The organism is Novosphingobium sp. DS6-6, from assembly GCF_057784975.1.
Genome location: NZ_JBYNTS010000001.1, coordinates 168,427 through 186,712 on the forward strand (window position 1 = coordinate 168,427; position 18,286 = coordinate 186,712).

General features: G+C 67.3%; 17 protein-coding genes. 3 read left to right on the plus strand and 14 right to left on the minus strand.

Features of this window, described 5'->3' with window-relative positions:
- From uraH to AC3EDY_RS00855, 13 genes are all read right to left on the minus strand, one after another.
- Nucleotides 1-327, minus strand: coding sequence for a hydroxyisourate hydrolase (uraH, locus tag AC3EDY_RS00795; RefSeq protein WP_488570545.1), 327 nt, complete (start codon nucleotides 325-327; stop codon nucleotides 1-3).
- Complete coding sequence (locus AC3EDY_RS00800; protein ID WP_488570546.1) at nucleotides 324-1,778, minus strand: NAD(P)-binding domain-containing protein; 1,455 nt, start codon at nucleotides 1,776-1,778, stop codon at nucleotides 324-326. The genes uraH and AC3EDY_RS00800 overlap by 4 nt, the downstream gene beginning before the upstream one ends.
- A complete protein-coding gene (gene uraD, locus AC3EDY_RS00805) occupies nucleotides 1,775-2,215 on the minus strand; it encodes a 2-oxo-4-hydroxy-4-carboxy-5-ureidoimidazoline decarboxylase (protein WP_488570547.1) in 441 nt (146 codons plus the stop codon). Before uraD ends, AC3EDY_RS00800 begins: the two co-directional genes overlap by 4 nt.
- Complete coding sequence (gene hpxZ / locus AC3EDY_RS00810; protein WP_488570548.1) at nucleotides 2,212-2,592, minus strand: oxalurate catabolism protein HpxZ; 381 nt, start codon at nucleotides 2,590-2,592, stop codon at nucleotides 2,212-2,214. The genes uraD and hpxZ overlap by 4 nt, the downstream gene beginning before the upstream one ends.
- Entirely contained in the window at nucleotides 2,589-3,485 is an 897-nt protein-coding gene (puuE, locus tag AC3EDY_RS00815) for an allantoinase PuuE (protein WP_488570549.1), read from the minus strand. Before puuE ends, hpxZ begins: the two co-directional genes overlap by 4 nt.
- Complete coding sequence (locus tag AC3EDY_RS00820; RefSeq protein WP_488570836.1) at nucleotides 3,482-4,714, minus strand: pyridoxal-phosphate-dependent aminotransferase family protein; 1,233 nt, start codon at nucleotides 4,712-4,714, stop codon at nucleotides 3,482-3,484. Before AC3EDY_RS00820 ends, puuE begins: the two co-directional genes overlap by 4 nt.
- Nucleotides 4,715-4,757: 43 nt before the next feature.
- Nucleotides 4,758-6,008, minus strand: coding sequence for an allantoate amidohydrolase (locus AC3EDY_RS00825; protein ID WP_488570550.1), 1,251 nt, complete (start codon nucleotides 6,006-6,008; stop codon nucleotides 4,758-4,760).
- A complete protein-coding gene (locus AC3EDY_RS00830) occupies nucleotides 6,002-7,591 on the minus strand; it encodes a gamma-glutamyltransferase family protein (protein ID WP_488570551.1) in 1,590 nt (529 codons plus the stop codon). The genes AC3EDY_RS00825 and AC3EDY_RS00830 overlap by 7 nt, the downstream gene beginning before the upstream one ends.
- A gap of 7 nt (nucleotides 7,592-7,598) precedes the next feature.
- Nucleotides 7,599-8,546: a 5'-methylthioadenosine/S-adenosylhomocysteine nucleosidase gene (locus AC3EDY_RS00835; protein WP_488570552.1), complete on the minus strand. Its 948-nt coding sequence runs from the start codon at nucleotides 8,544-8,546 to the stop codon at nucleotides 7,599-7,601.
- A complete protein-coding gene (locus AC3EDY_RS00840; protein ID WP_488570837.1) occupies nucleotides 8,543-9,856 on the minus strand; it encodes an NCS2 family permease in 1,314 nt (437 codons plus the stop codon). Before AC3EDY_RS00840 ends, AC3EDY_RS00835 begins: the two co-directional genes overlap by 4 nt.
- 74 nt (nucleotides 9,857-9,930) lie before the next feature.
- Nucleotides 9,931-11,268, minus strand: a complete 1,338-nt coding sequence (locus AC3EDY_RS00845; RefSeq protein WP_488570553.1) for an AtzE family amidohydrolase — start codon at nucleotides 11,266-11,268, stop codon at nucleotides 9,931-9,933.
- Entirely contained in the window at nucleotides 11,265-11,453 is a 189-nt protein-coding gene (locus tag AC3EDY_RS00850) for a hypothetical protein (RefSeq protein ID WP_488570554.1), read from the minus strand. Before AC3EDY_RS00850 ends, AC3EDY_RS00845 begins: the two co-directional genes overlap by 4 nt.
- A gap of 102 nt (nucleotides 11,454-11,555) precedes the next feature.
- Complete coding sequence (locus tag AC3EDY_RS00855) at nucleotides 11,556-12,803, minus strand: dipeptidase (RefSeq protein WP_488570555.1); 1,248 nt, start codon at nucleotides 12,801-12,803, stop codon at nucleotides 11,556-11,558.
- Nucleotides 12,804-12,858: 55 nt separating this feature from the next.
- Here AC3EDY_RS00855 and AC3EDY_RS00860 point away from each other — a divergent pair, with 55 nt between their 5' ends.
- Together AC3EDY_RS00860 and AC3EDY_RS00865 are read left to right on the plus strand one after the other, a co-directional pair.
- The gene (locus tag AC3EDY_RS00860) at nucleotides 12,859-14,511 is read left to right on the plus strand and encodes an NAD(P)/FAD-dependent oxidoreductase (RefSeq protein ID WP_488570556.1); all 1,653 of its coding nucleotides are present in this window, start codon (nucleotides 12,859-12,861) and stop codon (nucleotides 14,509-14,511) included.
- Between the two features lie 90 nt (nucleotides 14,512-14,601).
- A complete protein-coding gene (locus tag AC3EDY_RS00865) occupies nucleotides 14,602-15,468 on the plus strand; it encodes a bifunctional 5,10-methylenetetrahydrofolate dehydrogenase/5,10-methenyltetrahydrofolate cyclohydrolase (protein WP_488570557.1) in 867 nt (288 codons plus the stop codon).
- Between the two features lie 59 nt (nucleotides 15,469-15,527).
- On the opposite strand, the gene AC3EDY_RS00870 is transcribed toward AC3EDY_RS00865, so the two are convergent.
- Complete coding sequence (locus tag AC3EDY_RS00870) at nucleotides 15,528-16,886, minus strand: MFS transporter (RefSeq protein ID WP_488570558.1); 1,359 nt, start codon at nucleotides 16,884-16,886, stop codon at nucleotides 15,528-15,530.
- 167 nt (nucleotides 16,887-17,053) lie between these two features.
- Here AC3EDY_RS00870 and cyoA point away from each other — a divergent pair, with 167 nt between their 5' ends.
- Nucleotides 17,054-18,256 (plus strand): ubiquinol oxidase subunit II, encoded by a 1,203-nt coding sequence (gene cyoA, locus AC3EDY_RS00875; protein WP_488570559.1) that lies wholly within the window; start codon nucleotides 17,054-17,056, stop codon nucleotides 18,254-18,256.
- Nucleotides 18,257-18,286: the final 30 nt, after the last annotated feature.

Here is an 18,286-nt window from a genome sequence, read left to right on the forward strand (position 1 = left end):
TCAGCTGCCCCGATAGGTGGAATAGGCATAGGGCGAGGCCAGCAGCGGCACATGATAGTGCCCTTCTGCCCCGACTCCGAAATGGATCGGCACCACGTCGAGGAATGGCGGATCGGGCAGGATCAGGCCTTGCTCGCGAAAATAGCCCGCGACATGGAATGCCAAGGTATAGGCGCCGGCAGAGAGAAGGGGAAATTCCCGCAGGCGGCCATCGGCATCGGTTTCGCCTTCGGCCAGAAGACTGTCGGCAGACCACAGCATGATGCGCAGGCCCTGCGCCGGGCGGCCGGTGGTGGTATCAAGCACATGGGTGGAAAGTGTCGTCATGCCGCAACCTCCACGCTCGCGGCATCGCGCGGCCACCGGCCGATGAATTCTTCCTCGTCATAAGCCAGGAACTGCGCCAGCAGCGCTTCGCGATCATCGAGGAAAAGCTGGTCGGCAATGCCGCGCACCAGGCGCGGCAGCGCGTGCTTCATGCCCGAAAGCGCCGAGGCTGACAGTCCAAGGCTGATCAGGGCGGAATAGTTGAAGGCAAACAGGCCGTGCAGCAGCGACGCGCTTTCGGCCGTGCGCGCGGTGAATTCGAACGCGGGACCCAGGTAGGGGTGGGCATCGATCAGGGCATTGCGCTGGTCTTCCGGCATGGCGACCTTGTCACCCCACAGCGCGACATGCGGGGCGAGCGCCGCCAGTTCGGGGCGCAGCCGCGGGTCTGACACCAGGCCGGTGGAAAGGATCACGAAATCGAACGCAAAGCGCGCGCGCGGGGTGGTGACGATGACGTTGCCATCCCCATAGGCCACGCTTTCCCAGGGGCTGGCCAGGTGCAGCGCAAAACCGGGCCAGCTTGCCGCGCGATTGAACGTGTCGTTGGTGGGCGGCTGGTTGTGCGCCAGGAACGCCGCCATGGCGCGATACTTTTCGGTGTCGGAAAGCGCGGGATAGCGCGCCGTGAACCCCACTCTTTCCATGAAACGGATCGGGTTGATGCGCGGCAGGGCCTTGCGCCGCATGAACACGTGCACTTCGCCCACGCCCTGGTTCAGCGCCCAGTTGGCGTTGTCGAACGCACTGGCGCCGCCGCCCAGAATGCCGATGCGCTTGCCTTGAAGCGCGGCGAAGTCGATCGGTTCGCTGGTATGGGCGTAAGCGGCACGGGGCAGGCTGCTTTCGATCATCGCCGGCGTATGCCACTGGCCGCCACCCTGGATGCCGGTGGCCAGAACCACCTTGCGCGCCAGCACCGCGCTGCCATCGGCCAGCGCCACGCGATAGAGACTCTCGCCCGCCGGCACGATCCGTATCACTTTGGCGTCGTTGCGCACCGGCAGGTTCAGCACGCGACGATACCAGCGCAGGTAAGCCATCCAGACCCCGCGCGGAATCTTGTCGAGCGCGTCCCAGGCCTCTTTGCCGAAGCTGGCCTCGAACCAGGCCTGGGGCGTCAGCGCTGGGATACCCATGTCGATCGGCGTAAGGCCCTTGGGCGTGCGCAGCGTGATCATCCGGGCATAGGTTTCCCAGGGGCCTTCGAACCCTTCCGGATTTTCATCGAGGATGAGGACGTTGTTGATCCGCTCCCGCCGCAGGCCGAACGCGGCGGCAAGACCGCTTTGCCCGCCGCCGACGATGACCACGTCATGGACGTGGCCATCGGGATGGGTGCGCGGGCGGGTCCAATCCGGGCCGAAGCAATCGACCAGCGCGAGTTGCCGCGCAAGCTCGGCTTCCAGGGCGGCAAGAGCCGCGGTATCGACAGATGGGGCAAGGGTCATGCCATGTCCTCCAGCCGCAGCCGCGTGATCTTGCCGATTTCGGCGAGCGCGGTGGCGATTTCGGTTTCGGTGTCGTTGCTGATGCGCGCTTCCATCGCCGCCAGGATGCCGGCCTTGTCGGTCAGCCGCACGCAGATGATGAACGGCATGGCATGCGCGGCGCGATACGCGGCATTGAGCTGGTGAAAACGCGCGAACTCCTCGGGCGTCAGACGGTCCAGCCCGGCCGCAGCCTGTTCGGCGGCCGAAGCGCTGGTCAGCGTGCCGTCGATCGCCGCCTTGCCGGCCAGTTCGGGGTGGGCGCGGATCAGCGCCAGCTGCTCCGCACGCGTCGCGGCATGGACCACGGCCATCAGATCGGCATGGCGATCGCCCGAAGAGGGCGCGGCATCGGCGCGTGCTTCCACCCAGGGAGAATGTTCGAACAGGGCCGTCAATGGCCGTTCCCTTCCAGGCTGACATGGGCCGAAACGACTTTCCAGCCGTCGGCGAACTTCACCCAGGCCTGGCTCTGCCGGCCGCGCCGATCGGACCCTTCGCGAAAGAATTCGGCATCGGCCGTGGCAAAGCTCTCGCCATAGACGGTGATCGCCACGCGGCCCAGCCGGCGCTGCGGCGATCCGCCGCGACCCTTGCGAAAGGCGCGGATCGCCTCGATCCCGTAAAGCACTTCGCCAACGCCATATCGATTGGTCGTGGGCGCATCGTGGAACAGCGCATCCATCGCGGCGACATCGTCAGCCATCAGCGCCCGTTCATAAGCGGCAAAGACCGCTTCCACTTCGGCCAGCAAGACCGGATCGTCGATTTTCATGCCCCGCTCTCCCGATAGGGGTGGGTCGCTATCCAGTGGCGGGCCACTTCCAGCCGCGTGGCGATCCAGCCGCGCCCGTCGGCAAGAACATGATCGACGAACCGCGCCACCGCCCGCGCCCGGCCGGGGCGCCCGGCAATGCGTCCGTGCAGCCCAACGCTCATCATCCGTCCGCCTTCCTCGGCAAGCTGGTCATAAGTGTCGCGCAGATAGCGGAAGAACTGCTCGCCTTCGGTAAAGCCATTGAGCGCCACGATCTTCATGTCGTTGGCATCCAGGCTATAGGGCACGATCAGCTGGGCGCGGCCGTGGCGGTCGTCCCAATAGGGCACGTCATCGGCATAGCTGTCGGCATCATAGACAAAGCCGCCTTCCTGGGCCACGAGCCGCGCCGTATTGGGGCTGGTGCGGCCCTGGTACCAGCCCAGCGGGCGGCTGCCGGTCAACGCCGCGTGCATGGCTATGGCCTTGGCGATATGCTCGGCTTCGACCGCTTCGGGCACGTCCTGATAGTCGATCCAGCGCAGCCCGTGGCTTGCCACTTCCCACCCGGCTTGCAGCATCGCCTCCACCGCTGCCGGGTTCATCGCCAGGGCGGCCGCCACGCCGAACACCGTCACCGGCACGCCGCGATCGACGAACAGGCGGTGAAGCCGCCAGAAGCCGGCGCGGCTGCCGTATTCGTACAGGCTTTCCATCGCCATGGCCCGGGCCGGATGGCGGGCGGCGCCGACCATGTCGGACAGGAAACCTTCCGAGAGCGCGTCACCGTTGAGTACGCAGTTTTCCGCGCCTTCTTCGTAATTGATCACGAAATTCACCGCGACGCGCGCGCCGCCAGGCCAATCGGCCGCTGGCGGCACCGAGCCATAACCGACAAGATCGCGTGTCATGCCGCGCTGGCTCCATTCAAAGCCCCGTCCAAGGCCCTGTCTTCCCAAGCAGCGTCCCAGGCGGCCAGCGCGGCGGGCACGGCAGCGCCCAGCGGCAGCGATACGCCCTGTGCCGCAAGGCAGGCCTCCAGCGCGCCCAGCGTGATCAGCACCTTGTGCTTCATGGCGTTGTAACCCATCGCCCCCAGGCGCCAGATCCTGCCGACCAGGGGGCCAAAAGCCGTGCCGATCTCGATCTCGAAATGCTCGCGCATCATGCGGCGCACGGCCTCGCCATCCACGCCTTGCGGGATATAGACGCCGGTGACGTTGGCCATGCGGTGTGCGTCGTCACCAAACAGCGTCAGGCCCATGGCGCGCAGGCCCGCGCTCATCGCGGCGCCTGCCGCGCGGTGGCGCCGATAGCGCGCCTCCAGCCCCTCGCCCAGCGCCACGCGCGCACATTCGCGCGCACCATAAAGCATCGTTGTCGCTTCGGTATGGTGATTGAGGCGCTTCTCGCTCCAATAGTCCATGATCATGGCGAGATCGAAATAGTTGGATGCGATGCGCGGCCTGGCCCCGTCCACCGCGTCGGCGGCGCGAATACCCTTTTCGTCGTGGCGGCGGGCAAAGATCGCCTGCGCAGCGGCATCGGAAATGGTGATCGGCGCACTGCCCGAGGGGCCACCCAGGCATTTCTGCAGACCACCGGTGACCACGTCCGCGCCCCAGCGGTCGGCGGCGATGTCCATTCCGCCAAGCGTGGCCGTGGCATCGACATAGACCAGCGCGCCAACGTCGCGCGCGATGGCGCCGATATCATCGAGCGGCTGGGCCATGGTGGTGGACGTATCGCCATGCACCGAGCAGATCAGGCGGGGCCGCACGCGCAGCGCGGCGGCGCGAATGGCCTCGGCCGGCACGACCTCGCCCCAGGGCGCGTCGACCGTTTCGAATCGCGCGCCGATCCGGGTGAGGATTTCCTGCAGCAGCAGGCCGAACCGCCCGAAATTGATGACGAGCGCGGTTTCGCCCGGCTCGATCAGGCTGACGAGCGACGCTTCGATCGCGGCGCGCGCGGTGCCGTCGATCAGCATGGTCCACTGGTTCCGCGTACCGAAGATCGGGCGATAGAGCGCCATGACCTGGTTCATGTAGCCGGTCATTTCGGGATCGAACTGGCCCAGCAGATCGGCGCTCATCGCACGTAGCACGCGGGGATGGGCATTGACCGGCCCCGGCCCCATCAACAGGCGCTGCGGCGGATCGATTTCGCCAAAAAGCAGTGGATCAGGCAAAGGATGCTCCCAGATTGTCGATAAAGCCCAGCATCACCGCCAACGCAGCCTCTGCGTCGGCCGGTTCGACATGCTCGGCAGGGTTGTGACTTACGCCGCCGCGGCAGCGGATGAACAGCATGGCCGTGGGGCACAGCGCGGCGACGACCATGGCATCGTGCCCTGCCCCGGAAACCAGCCGGCGAGCGGGATGGCCAGCGGCCACCAGCGCCGCTTCCAGCCGGTCCATCAGCGCCGGATCGCATGGCGATGGCGGCAGATCGTGAACCAGGCGATACGCCAGCGCCAGGCCGCGCCGCGCGGCGATGGCGTCAAGCCGGGCAAGAATCGCGGCGGCGCCGCAGTCGCGCCGCGCGGCCTCGCCTGCCCGCACGTCGATCGTGAAGCGCACCTGCCCGGCGATCACGTTGGCCGCGCCCGGCGTCGCGGCGATCCGCCCCACCGTGGCTACCAGATCGCCCGGATCGGCGTTGGCGACGGCCTCGATCGCCAGGATCATTTCGGCCGCACCCGCCAGGGCGTCGCGGCGCAGCGGCATGGCGGTGGTGCCGGCATGCCCGGCCTGCCCCGCCACGTCCACTTCGTAGCGGTGCTGCGCGGCGATGCCGGTGACAACGCCCAACGCCAGCCCTTCGGCCTCGAGAACCGGGCCCTGCTCGATATGCGCTTCGAGATAGGCGAGCGCGCCCGGATGACGCGCGGCAAGCAGGCTTTCGGACGAAAGGCCCCATTCGCGCAGCGCCTGCGCCAGGGGGATGCCGGCCGCATCGGCCATTGCCGGCACCGCGTCCAGCGTGCCGGCCAGAGCCTTGCTGGTCAGCATCGCGGCGGGAAAGCGGCTGCCCTCTTCATCGCCAAAGGCAACCACTTCGATGGCAAAAGGCAAGCGACGCCCCGCCCCGTGCAATGCCGCCACGCATTCGATGCCCAGCATCACGCCCAGCGGCCCGTCATAGAATCCGCCATCGCGGACACTGTCGATATGGCTGCCGATGAGCAGCGGCGGGCCGTCGCCCGTGCCCGGATAGCGGCCGATCAGATTGGCGGCGCCGTCCACGCGTGTGGCCAGGCCGGCCTCCTGCATCCAGGCCGCCACCCGTTCCACGCTGGCCCGGTGCGCCGGGCTCAACCAGCCGCGATAGAGCCCGCCATCGATGTCGGAAAAGGGCGCGCGGCCCAGCAGCCGGCACCGCTCCACCGCGCGCGCTCCGCCTTTATCCGCCAGGCCAATGCCTCCTACCATGCCGCCACCCCGCCATCGCTGCGTGGATCGGTGGCGCCATCCAGGCGGCCGTCGGCATGGCGGACCAGCGCGCCCGCATGGCCCATCATGGCAGTCAGCGGCCCCACGCGCTCGACCATATGGCCGGCGCCCTGCAATGCGGCATAAAGCGGCGGATCGAAACCATCCTCGATCTTGAGGCTCGTGCTGTCTTCACCCCATGTCCGGCCCAGAAGCCAGCGCGGCGCAGATACGGCGGCCTGCAGATCCATGCCGTGCCAGGCATACCGCGAAAAGATCGCCGCCTGCGTCTGCGGCTGCCCTTCGCCGCCCATGGTGCCATAGGCCATGACGCGGCCATGCTTCAGCACGGCCAGCGCCGGGTTGAGCGTGTGAAAGGGCAGGCGGCCCGGCCGCAAGGCGTTCCAGCCCTGTTCGGCAAGGCGGAACGACGCGCCGCGGTTCTGCCAGACGATCCCCGTGCGCGGCAGGACCAGGCCCGATCCGAACTCGAAATAGGTGCTCTGAATTGCCGAAACGGCCTGGCCCCGCGCGTCGATCGCGCCGAACCAGCAGGTATCGCCCCATTGCGCGGGGTGCGGCCAGGGCAGTGCCCGCGCCGGAGCGATCCGCGCGGCCATGGCCGCGAGCCCGGCCCCGTCGTCAAGCATGCTCTGCGCGTCCTGCGCCATGAACGCGGGATCGCCGCAAAGGGCGTCGCGCCAGAGAAACGCCTGCTTGGTCGCCTCGACCAGCGTGTGAACATGGCCGAAGCTTTCGCCCGTGTCGCACCCCACGCGCTCGGCCAGCGCCAGAATCAAAAGCGAGGCCGCGCCTTGGGTCGGCGGGGCGCTGTTGTAAAGCCGGCCGGCGCGGGTGGACAGCGATAGCGGCGCAGGGCGCGTCGCCCGGTGGGCGGCAAGATCCTCGGCCTCGACCGGGCTGCCCAGCCTGGCCAGGTCGGCCGCGATATCGGCGGCCAGCGCGCCACGATAGAAACTGTCGAGGCCATGATCGGCAAGGCGGCGAAAGGTATGCGCCAGGGCAGGCTGGCGCAGCACATCGCCTGCGCGCAAGGGTGCGCCGTGAGGCTCGAACACGGCAGCATAGGCGCCCGGTTGCGCGCGCAGTTCGGCGCCTTTGGTTGCGGCCAATGCGGCGTGGCCGGCGGTTACCACGACACCCGCCTCGGCATGGGCGATCGCCGGGGCCAGGAGGCGGGACAGCGGCAGGGGCACGGGGGCTTCCGCCAGCACCGCGGCCCACGCCGATAGGGTTCCGGCCACGGTATTGGCGGCGAGCGGCCCCCGCCAGGGGATCGCCGCGTGCCCGGCATAGAGCGACAGGGTGGCGGCACGGGCCGCGGCGCCCACCCCGTGCACGGCATGAACGCGCCCGTCCGCCTCGCGGATCAGCCAGAAACCGTCGCCGCCGATCCCGGTCATGTGCGGATAGACCACGGCCAGCATCGCCGCGACGGCGATCGAAGCCTGCGCCGCGCTGCCGCCATCGCGCAGCACCGCAAGGCCGGCCTGTGCTGCCAGATGATGCGGCGCGGTCACGATCCCGTAGCGCCCGCTTACCGTGTGAAGTGCCCGGGTCATGCGCGCGTCAATCCGGCAGCGCGGCGATGAACGCGCGCACCACGGTGGCCGAATTCACCGAGGCCAGGTGATCGAACACATATTCCATGTTGCGGTCGGCATCCCCGCCGGCCAGGTCCGACACGGAACGGAACACCACTGCCGGCACCTGGTTGGCATAGGCCACCTGGATCACCGCGGCGCTTTCCATGTCGAGCAGGCGGGCATGCCAGGCGCGGAACAGGTATTCGCGGAATTCGGCATTATCGGCATAGGCGCCGGCCGAAACGCCGGTGCCGCCCACCTCTACTTTGGGATCGTGCGGCAGGCACAGCCGGGTTTCGGCCCTTTGCCTGGACGGCGGCGCAACGCAGCGTTCGAGCGACACGCGCGACGCCACCTGGCGCGCCAAGGCGAGCAGGGCGGGGTCGGCAGCGAGCGTCACATGCTTTTTCGCCGGTTCACGGGCATTGCCCACGCGCGTGCCATAAGGGAAAATGAACTGCCAGTTTTCGGGTGCGCCGGGCGGGCTCGGCGACGGCGTCTGCCAGCCGGTGGCGGTCTGCCGGGCAAACATCACTTCCAGATACTGGCCCCAGCGTTCGGGCACCGAAACGTCTCCGATACGCAGCGCCGGGTCCACCCCGCCGGCAACGCCGGAAAACACGATGCGCTTCACATTGAAGCGGTCGATCGCCAACTGGGTGTTCATCGCGGCGTTGACCATGCTCACCCCGCTCGACATCAGGATCACCGGCCGCCCGGCCAGCGTACCAAGCACGATCTCGCGGTCGTTGACCCGAACGCGCCGGCCGTGGGTGATCACCGCGGCCATCGCGTCCCATTCGGGGGCATAGGCGGTCAACACCAGAGTGCGCGGCGTGGCATCGAGCAGCCGGGCCGCTGCCCAGGCGGGCGCGGGCGGCAGGGCAGTGGCGACAATGACGGCCAGCGCGGCGGCAATCGCCCGGATCATGCCGCCCCCATCCAGGCAAAGCGCGCGACGAACAGCGCCGCCAGCACGAACAGGAACCAGTCGCTCTTGCGCGCCCGGCCGCGCAGCAGGATCAGCACGGCATGGGCGGTGATGCCCAGCGCCAGGCCATTGGCGATGGAAAAGGTCAGCGGAATCATCGCCACCGTCAGGAACGCCGGGATCGCCGCCATGGGATCGTCCCATTCCACCTCGGTCAGCGGCAGCAGCATCAGGCCGCCGACGATGATCAGCGCCGGCGCCGTCGCCGCCAGCGGCACGAGCTGGGCATAGGGCGCCACGAACATCGTGGCCAGAAACAGCACGCCGGTGACGACTGCGGTAAGCCCGGTCCGCCCGCCCGCCTGAACGCCCGCGGCGCTTTCGACATAGGATGTCACCGTGCTGGTGCCCGCCAGCGCGCCAACCATGGTTGCCACCGCGTCGGTCACCAGAATGCGGTTGAGCCGGGGAATGCGGCCGGCCGCGTCCATCAGCCCGGCGCGCTTGGTCACTGCCACCAGCGTGCCGATATTGTCGAACAGATCGACGAACAGGAACACGAAGACGATTTCGATCACCCCGCCCGACAGCTTGAGCACGCCGGGCAGATCGAGCTTGAACGCCGTGGCCGTCAGCGCCGAAAGCGAATAGGGCTCGGGCGAGACATGGACCATGCCGGAAAACCAGCCGATCACCGTCGTGGCAACGATGCCCAGCAGCATGGCGCCACGCACGTTCCACACCGAAAGCGCGCCGATGATCAGCAGGCCAAGCAGCGCCAGGGCCGGCCCGGCTGTCTTGAGATCGCCCAGCGCCACCAGCGTTGCCGGGTTGGCCACCACGATCCCCGCGTCTTTCAACCCGATGAAGCCGATGAACAGGCCTATCCCCCCTGCGACGGCGGCAAACAGATAGTTGGGAATGACCGAAACGATCAACTGGCGCACGCCCGTCAAAGTCAGGATCAGGAACACCACCCCGGAAATCATCACGCAGCCGAGCCCCACCTGCCAGGGCACCTGCATCTGCTTGACCACGGTGAACGCGAAATAGGCATTGAGGCCCATGCCCGGCGCCAGGGTCAGGGGGGTATTGGCGGCCACCCCCATGAGGATGGAGGCAAAGGCCGCGGCAAAGCAGGTGGCCGCCGCCACCGCTGCCACCGGCATGCCCGCCTGCCCCAGGATCGAAGGGTTGACCAGCACGATATAGGCCATGGTCAGGAACGTCGTGGCGCCCGCCACCACTTCGGTACGCAGATCGGTGCCGCGGCCCGCAAAATCGAAAAAGGCGCCGATCCGTTGCGCCATCCCCACGGACGCTGTTCCCGTAACTTCCGGCCCAGTCCCGTCTGGCCCAGTCCCCTGTGGCCCCGTCCCCACTGTCATTGCCGTTCCTTTGTCATTGCCCCCGGCGCGGTGATGCCCACCACGCCCCGTTCTTCCAGCATCTGTGCGCAGGCAAACAACGCAGCCTCGCCATGGCGGCGGCCGATCAGTTGCAGTCCCAGCGGCAATCGGCCCGGCCGCGAGAGCGGCACGCACAGTGCCGGCAGGCCAAGAAACGTCACGGGCTGGGTGTGAATGCCCAGATCGGCCCTCGCCGGCGCCATGGCCCCGTCGATCAGGATGCGCGGATCGTCTATCGGCGGCGCAATGCAAGGCGCGGCGGGTGCCACCAGCACGTCGATGTTGGCTTGTTCCAGCAGGGCGTCGATCGCGGCGCGGGCCTGGGCGCGCAGCGCCTGCGCCGCATCGTGAAGCCCCGCCGGCACAAGACTGCCGGCGATCAGCCGGTCGCGCACCGCCGGATCATAATCCATCGCCGCGCGCGCCAGATCGGCACGGTGGAGCGCACCGCCTTCATACGCGGTAATCAGGAATGCCGCCGAACGATAGCGCGCCAGATCGGGCACGACGATAGTCGGCCCCTCGCCCACGATGGCGGCAATGGCCTCGGCCTGTTCAGGATCGCGGTTTTCGGCAAAGCGGCCACCCAAAGCCCCCAGCCGCAGCGGCCGCGTCGGCGGTGCCTCAGCCCGGCCGGAGAGCACGGCCCAGACGGCCCGCATATCGGCCAGCGATGCGGTGAACGGGCCGATATCGTCAAAGCTGTGGGCAAAGGGAAAGGTGCCTTCGCACGGCAAATCGGCGTGCGTCGGCTTCAATCCGAACAGCCCGCAAACGCTGGCCGGCACGCGGATCGAACCGTTGGTATCCGAACCCAGCGTGAATGCCAGGTGCCCGGCCGCGACAACCGCCGCCGATCCACCCGATGACCCGCCGGCAAGGCGCGCCGGATCGTGCGGATTGCGCGTAGTGCCGTAACGCGCGTTGATCGTGGCAAAGCCATAGGCGAACTCGTCCATGTTGAGCGTGGCAGCCAGTACCGCGCCCGCGGCTTGCAGGCGGCGCACTGCCTCTGCATCGTCGGCGGCGGGCGCCGCGCCGGCGCGCACGGCCGATCCGGCCGTCGTCACTTCGCCGGCCACGTCGAACAGGTCTTTCACGCCATAGGGCACCCCCGCCAGCGGGCCGGGATCGCGACCTTGCGCCACCATCGCGTCAACCCGCGCCGCTTCATCCAACGCGCGCGCCGGCAGCAGCCGGGTTACGGCGCCGTGCGGATCGGCAGCCAGCCCTGCCAGCGCCGCCTGCGCCAGATCGACCGCGCGGGCCGTGCCGCTGCGAACCATGGCGGCCTGCTCCAGCGCTGCAATCACGGCTCGCTTCCGGCAAAAATCGCCGCGTGCCGTGCCAGCAGGCGAAGGTTCGCCACCACGCCTGGCAAGCAAGCGTCCGGGATCTGCCAGCCTTCGCGCGCGGCGCCGGCCTGCGCTTCCGCCTCGGTCAGAGGGAGCGCGGGCAGCGTGTCGACAACCGGCGGGGTAACGGGCGGATCGGCCATGGTGCGGCTGATCGTAGCCGCCCTCCCCCTATCGATCCAACGCAATGATCGAAACGGATCGTTGCAAAAATTAGCGCAGCCTAAAACCACGCAATGCCGGAATCAGCGTGACGGTTGCGTGCCCGCCTGTTCGCGCGCTGCTTCCGCCTCTGCCGCGGCCAGTACGCGCAGAACGTTGCCCGACCAGATCTTGCCGATATCCGTTTCGCTATAGCCGGCGCGTAGCAGCGCCGCGGTGATGCGCGGCAGATCGGCAGTATCGTCGAGGCCAGCCACGCCGCCCCCGCCGTCCCAGTCCATGCCGATGCCCACGTGATCGACGCCGGCCACTTTAAGCGCATGCAGCAGATTGGCCATGAAATCGTCGAACCCGGCGCGCACTTCAGGGGTGTCGCGGTCGATCTGCTGGCGGGCGGCCAGATACTCGGCCCGTTGCGTCGCCGAAAGCGCGGCACGTTCGGGAAACCGCTGGGCCAGCGCTTCCAGCGCGGCCTTGCGTTGCGGGCTTTGCGTCAGGGCCTTGAGATATAGCGAGTTGATCTGGATCACCCCGCCCTTTTCGGCCAGAGCGCGCAGATGCGCATCGTCGATGTTGCGCGGGTGATCGAACACCGCCTTGCAGCCCGAATGGCTGAGAATGATCGGCGCTTTGGAAAGGCGCAGGGCATCGTCGAGCGCGGCATCGGAACTGTGCGAAAGATCGGCGATCACGCCCAGGCGGTTCATTTCCGCCAGAAGCTGCACGCCCGCCGGGCTCAGCCCGTCCCACTTGGGCGCGTCGGTGCTGCTGTCGGCAAACTGGTTGGTGCGGAAATGCGCAAAGCCCGACATGCGCAGGCCCAGCGCATGAAAGGATTGCAGCAGGGTGGGATCATCGCCCAGCGGCCAGGCGTTCTCGATGGAAAGATAGACCACGCGGCGACCGCCGGCAGCAATCGGCGCCGCGTCCGCCGCCTTGTCGGCCAGGGCAAATGCTTCGGGATGGGCAACAACCATGGCATTGATCGCCACGGCCCGGCGCAGCGCGTAATCGCGCGCGGCGCGCGTGCTGACGGGGTCGAGCGGGCCGGGCGGCGTATAGATCGCCCAGAAGCCGCCATCGAGCCCGCCCGCCACCATGCGCGGCACGTCGACCTGCGTGTAATCGCGCGTCACGCTGTGCCGCTCCATGATCGACCAGCCCGGTATCGCCAGCGAGGCCGGCGTATCGAGATGCGTGTCGAGCGTGAGCAACCGCTCGTGCACCGCGCGTTCGGCCTTGGTGGGCACGGGCGGCTCGGCACGGGCTGAAACGGAAAGGCACAGAGCCAGGAGGGCGGCGGGCGCAATCGCGGTGCGGGTCAGGTGCATAGACCTTGTTCATCGCGCTTTCCCTGCAGTAGCGCAAGGGCTAGAGGCGCACGATATGTTGCGCCTGAACGAACTCAAGCTTCCCCTCGATCATCCGCCCGAGGCGATGCTGCCGGCAATCGCGGCCAGGCTGGGCGTCGATGCTGCGCGGATCCTGCGCTATGCCGTGGTCAGGCGCGGCAACGACGCGCGGCGCAAGAACGCGATCCAGCTGGTCTATGCCGTGGATGTGACGCTGGACGCAGCGGCCGAGACTGAAGTGCTGGCCCGGCTTGAAGCCGACAGTCACGTGCGCCCTTCTCCAGATACCGGCTATCGCTTTCCGGTGCGGGCGCCGGAAGGGTGGCGCTCCGGCGAAGGCGAGCGGCCGGTAGTGATCGGGGCCGGCCCCTGTGGCCTGCTTGCCGGACTGATCCTGGCGCAGATGGGGCTCAGGCCGATCATCATCGAACGGGGCAAGGCCGTGCGCGAACGCACCAAGGATACCTGGGCGCTGTGGCGCAAATCGGTGCTGACCCCTGAATCCAACGTGCAGTTCGGCGAAGGCGGTGCCGGCACCTTTTCCGACGGCAAGCTTTACAGCCGGATCAAGGATCCGCGCCATCTGGGCCGCAAGGTTCTGGTGGAATTCGTCAAGGCGGGCGCGCCCGACGACATCCTGACCGAGGCCCACCCGCATATCGGCACGTTCCGCCTCGTCACCATGGTCATGTCGATGCGCGAGACGATCGAGCAGCTCGGCGGCGAATACCGGTTCGGCACGCGCGTCGATGATTTCGAGATCGAGGCCGACGCCGGAGGGCGGCGGTGGCTGGCGGGTCTGCACCTTTCCGATGGCGCCTTCCTGCCCGCGCGGCGCGTGATCATGGCCGTGGGCCATTCCGCGCGCGACACGTTCGAAGTGCTTTACCGGCGCGGCGTGCATTTGGAGGCAAAGCCTTTTGCCATCGGCGTGCGGATCGAGCATCCGCAGAGCCTGATCGACGAAGCGCGTTATGGTGCCTGTGCGCGCCATCCGGTGCTTGGGCCGGCCGCCTATGCCCTGGCGCACAAATGCGCCAACGGCCGCTCGGTCTACAGCTTCTGCATGTGCCCTGGCGGGCGCGTGGTGGCCGCCGCCAGCGAGGAAGGCCGCGTGGTCACCAACGGGATGAGCCAATATTCCCGTGCGGAATTCAACGCCAATTCGGGCCTGGTGGTGGACATCACGCCCGAACGCGATTTTCCCGGGCACCCGCTGGCCGGCGTTGCCCTGCAACGCCACTGGGAGGAACGCGCGTTCGCCGCGGGCGGTTCGAACTATTGCGCACCGGGCCATAAGGTGGGCGATTTCCTGGCCGGCCGCGCCAGCACCGAGCTCGGCAGCATCGTGCCCTCGTATCAGCCGGGCGTGCATCTGACCGCGCTCGACGCCTGCCTTCCCGATTTCGTGACCGCGGCCCTGCGCGAGGCGCTGCCGGTGTTCGGCCGCCAGATGGCCGGCTATGACCATCCCGACGTGGTGATGACCGGGGTGGAAACGCGCACCTCTTCGCCCGTGCGAATCACGCGCGGCCGCGATCTGCAAAGCCTGAACACCGCCGGCCTTTACCCGGCGGGCGAAGGGGCCGGTTATGCCGGGGGCATCCTTTCGGCGGCGGTCGACGGCATCCGCGTGGCAGAGGCCCTCGCCGCCGATCTGCTGCTGGGCAGGATCACTGTCAACTGATCATGTCGATCGGCAGAGGCTGCATCGAATGTTTGCGCGATGCGCCAAAGCCGGCAAAAGCCGCAACCGCAATCGCCAGGGGAGGGAAACATGGCAACGCTTATCGACGGCAGAACAATCGCCAGCAGGCTTTCGCAGGCAACCGCCGGGGCCGTCGCCCGGATGATCGCCGAAGGACGGCCGGCGCCGGGCCTCGCCGTGGTCCTGGTCGGCAACGATCCGGCAAGTGAAGTCTATGTCAGGCGCAAGATCAGCCAGTGCGCCAAAGCGGGCATCCTGTCTATCGAGCATCGTCTGCCGGCCGATACCGCCGAGGCCGATCTCCTGGCGCTTATCGCCGCGCTCAATGCCGATCCCGCCGTTCATGGCATTCTGGTGCAACTGCCGTTGCCGCCCCAGATCGATGCCGGCAAGGTTCTCGATACGATCGACCCGGCCAAGGACGTCGACGGGTTCCACCCCGTCAACGTCGGGCGGCTGTCAACCGGCACGGGCGGCCTCGTGCCCTGCACGCCGCTTGGCTGTATGATGCTGCTCGATACGGTGATCGACAATTATCGCGGGCTCGATGCCGTGGTCATCGGCAAGTCCAACATCGTCGGCAAGCCTGTGGCGATGCTGCTGCTTGAGCGTGAATGCACGGTCACGGTAACGCATATCGCCACGCAAGGCCTGCCCGCTATCGTGCGCAAGGCCGATATCGTGGTGGCGGCGGCCGGTGCGCCGGAACTCGTGAGGGGCGATTGGATCAAGCCGGGCGCCGTGGTGATCGATGTAGGCATCACCCGCGTGGCCCAGCCCGACGGCACCACCCGCCTGGTGGGCGATTGCGCCGCCCACGAAATGAACCACGCCCGCGCCGTCACGCCGGTTCCCGGCGGCGTTGGCCCGATGACCATCGCCTGCCTGCTCAGCAACACGGTTCAGGCCGCGGCGCAGGCGGGCCAGCCCGGCTGAAACGCGGCAAGGGGCGGCCCGGCCGATGCCAAGCCGCCCCCGCTGTCCGTTTGCGCGGTTCAGTGCGTGGCGGCGGTACGGTTTGCCCAGAGCGCCACGATCGTGCAGACCGCCCCCGACAGCAGATAGGCGCCCGACGCAAGCAGGCCGTAATTGGCCGACAGCCACAGCGCGGCATAAGGCGCAAAGCCTGCGCCCAGAAGCCAGGAAAGGTCGCTCGTCAGTGCAGAGCCGGTATAGCGATGCCGGGTTTCAAAGGCATCGGCCACTGCGCCCGAAGACTGGCCGAACGCCAGCCCCAGCAGCAAGAAACCCGTCAGCATGAACGAAATTTCGCCCGCGACCCCGGTGCCGAGCAATTGCGGGGCAAAGCCCGAGAACGTGGCGATGGCAGCAGCGGAAAAGCCCAGCAGCGTACGGCGGCCGACGCGATCGGCAACGATCCCCGAAATCACGATCGCGGCCACGCCCACGGCCGCCGCGACCGCCTCGATGGTCAGGAAGCGGCTCGGCTCCTCGGTCGTGAAGATGAACACCCACGACAGCGGAAACACGGTGACCATGTGAAACAGGGCAAAGCTGCCGAGCGGGGCGAACGCTCCGATGACGATGGTTTTCCATTGTTCGCGCAGCGTGACCATCACGCTTTCAGGCACCAGGTCGCGGGATTCGAACAGACGCTGGTATTCCGGCGTCACGACGATGCGCAGCCGTGCGAACAATGCCACCACGTTGATGGCGAACGCCACGAAGAACGGAAACCGCCAGCCCCACGACAGGAAATCCTCGGCCGGCAGGGATGACGTGAAGAACGCAAAAAGCAGGCTGGCGACAATAAGGCCCAGTGGAGCGCCAAGCTGCGGGACCATCGCGAACCATCCGCGCCTGCCCTTGGGCGCATTGAGCGCCAGCAGCGATGCAAGGCCATCCCAGGTGCCGCCCAGGGCAAAACCCTGGCCCAGGCGCAAGAGCGCCAGCAACAGCACCGCATTGCGGCCGAGATATTCGTAGCCGGGCAGGAATGCGATGGCGGCGGTCGATCCGCCGAGGCCGAACAGCGCCACCGTAAGCTTGAGCCCACGCCCATAGGCACGGTCGAGCCACGTGAAGAACAGCGTGCCGACCGGACGCGCCAGAAAAGCAAGCGGGAACACCGCGAACGAGGCGAGCGTGGCGTTAAGCGGGTCGAGGTGGGGAAAGAACACTTTGGGAAAAACGATCACCGACGCGATCGCATAGACAAAGAAGTCGAAGAATTCCGACGTCCGCCCGATGATCACGCCGATGGCGATTTCGCCGGGAGAGATCGGCCCATGCGGAATTTGGCCATGAGGAATTTGGCCATGAGCGACCTCGCCGTTACCGGCGTTGGGATCGCTTTCCAGCCCTTGGCGATTATCGACTACGGCGGCCGTCATGACTGTCACAAACTCCTTGGATTCCGCGCCGTTCCCGGGAACGCGCCGAACGGCCGGCCGCCGATGGCAGCCTGCTCGTGGCTGTCCTAATGTCCCCGGCGAGCGATGAAGGGGATTGGACAAAATGTCCTATCGTTTGCATCCGCCGTCGCTCCTAGTTGCGCTGCATGCGTGCGAAACTTCTGAATCGGGCGCGCCTCCTGCGCCGCGCCACCGTTCCGTTCCTGGCCCTGCCGCTTTCCGGCTGCGACTGGGTCGTGCTCAACCCGGCCGGCGACGTGGCGCGCCAGCAAGGCGACCTGGTCATCGTCGCCACGTTCCTGATGCTGTTGATCGTCGTCCCCGTCATGGCGACCGTGGTGATTTTCGCCTGGCGCTATCGCGCAACCAATACAGAAGCCAAGTACGAGCCTGATTGGAACCATTCGACCCAGCTGGAACTGCTGATCTGGGCCGCGCCGCTGATGATCATCATCGCCCTAGGCGCGGTGACCTGGGTAGGTACGCATCTGCTCGATCCCTATCGCACGATTTCGCGGATCGATGCGCAGACGCCGATCCCCGCCGATGCCAGGCCGGTGGACGTCGAAGTGGTATCGATGGACTGGAAGTGGCTGTTCATCTATCCCGAACAGAACATCGCCACGGTCAACGAACTGGTCGTGCCGGCGGGCCGCCCCTTGCGTTTCCGCCTGACCTCCTCGACCGTCATGAACACGTTCTACGTCCCCGCGCTCGCCGGCATGATCTATACGATGCCGGGCATGGAAACCAAGCTGCACGCGGTTTTCAACAGCGAGGGCACGTTCAAGGGGCTGTCCGCGCATTACAGCGGGGCGGGCTTTTCGCACATGCGCTTTGCCACGCGCGCGGTGTCCGACGCCCAGTTTGCGCAATGGGTCGAAAGTGTCAAAGCGGGCCGGAACGACGGCACGCTCGATCGCGGGGCCTATCTCCGGCTCGACAAGCCCAGCGTGGCCGAGCCCGTGCGCCACTACGCCGGCGTGGCGCCCGATCTGTTCAACGCCGTCGTCAACCTGTGCGTGCAGCCGGGCAAGATCTGCATGAGCCAGATGGCCATGCTCGATGCCAAGGGCGGCGTGGGCAAGGAAGCCGCGATGCTGAATGTCGCCGCGCTGACCTATGACAAACAGGGTCGCGCTACCGAGACGGCGGTGCTGCCGGGCAGCGTGGTTGCCCAGACCGACCGCTTCGTGAAAGCCTTCTGCAGCGACAATCGCCCGATGGCCGCGCCCGGCGGCGAAACCGTCGCACCCAAGACGCTCGACCGCCTGCGCGGATCGGGGATCAACCAGGCAGGCGGTCAGCGCATCAGCCTGGTGGCGCCCCTTCTCCAGCCTACCTCCTGAACCGATTTGCCTTGAGCGAGAAGCCACGCC

Excerpts from the sequence above, each read along its gene's own strand:
- AC3EDY_RS00800 (WP_488570546.1), bottom strand. The coding sequence starts at position 1,778 with ATGACCCTTGCCCCATCTGTCGATACCGCGGCTCTTGCCGCCCTGGAA.
- cyoA (WP_488570559.1), top strand. The coding sequence starts at position 17,054 with ATGCGTGCGAAACTTCTGAATCGGGCGCGCCTCCTGCGCCGCGCCACC.
- AC3EDY_RS00825 (WP_488570550.1), bottom strand. The coding sequence starts at position 6,008 with ATGGTAGGAGGCATTGGCCTGGCGGATAAAGGCGGAGCGCGCGCGGTG.
- AC3EDY_RS00855 (WP_488570555.1), bottom strand. The coding sequence starts at position 12,803 with ATGCACCTGACCCGCACCGCGATTGCGCCCGCCGCCCTCCTGGCTCTG.
- AC3EDY_RS00830 (WP_488570551.1), bottom strand. The coding sequence starts at position 7,591 with ATGACCCGGGCACTTCACACGGTAAGCGGGCGCTACGGGATCGTGACC.
- AC3EDY_RS00840 (WP_488570837.1), bottom strand. The coding sequence starts at position 9,856 with ATGGCGCAACGGATCGGCGCCTTTTTCGATTTTGCGGGCCGCGGCACC.
- uraH (WP_488570545.1), bottom strand. The coding sequence starts at position 327 with ATGACGACACTTTCCACCCATGTGCTTGATACCACCACCGGCCGCCCG.
- puuE (WP_488570549.1), bottom strand. The coding sequence starts at position 3,485 with ATGACACGCGATCTTGTCGGTTATGGCTCGGTGCCGCCAGCGGCCGAT.
- AC3EDY_RS00860 (WP_488570556.1), top strand. The coding sequence starts at position 12,859 with ATGTTGCGCCTGAACGAACTCAAGCTTCCCCTCGATCATCCGCCCGAG.
- AC3EDY_RS00870 (WP_488570558.1), bottom strand. The coding sequence starts at position 16,886 with ATGACGGCCGCCGTAGTCGATAATCGCCAAGGGCTGGAAAGCGATCCC.
- AC3EDY_RS00820 (WP_488570836.1), bottom strand. The coding sequence starts at position 4,714 with ATGGGGCCGGGGCCGGTCAATGCCCATCCCCGCGTGCTACGTGCGATG.
- hpxZ (WP_488570548.1), bottom strand. The coding sequence starts at position 2,592 with ATGAAAATCGACGATCCGGTCTTGCTGGCCGAAGTGGAAGCGGTCTTT.
- AC3EDY_RS00835 (WP_488570552.1), bottom strand. The coding sequence starts at position 8,546 with ATGATCCGGGCGATTGCCGCCGCGCTGGCCGTCATTGTCGCCACTGCC.
- AC3EDY_RS00865 (WP_488570557.1), top strand. The coding sequence starts at position 14,602 with ATGGCAACGCTTATCGACGGCAGAACAATCGCCAGCAGGCTTTCGCAG.
- AC3EDY_RS00850 (WP_488570554.1), bottom strand. The coding sequence starts at position 11,453 with ATGGCCGATCCGCCCGTTACCCCGCCGGTTGTCGACACGCTGCCCGCG.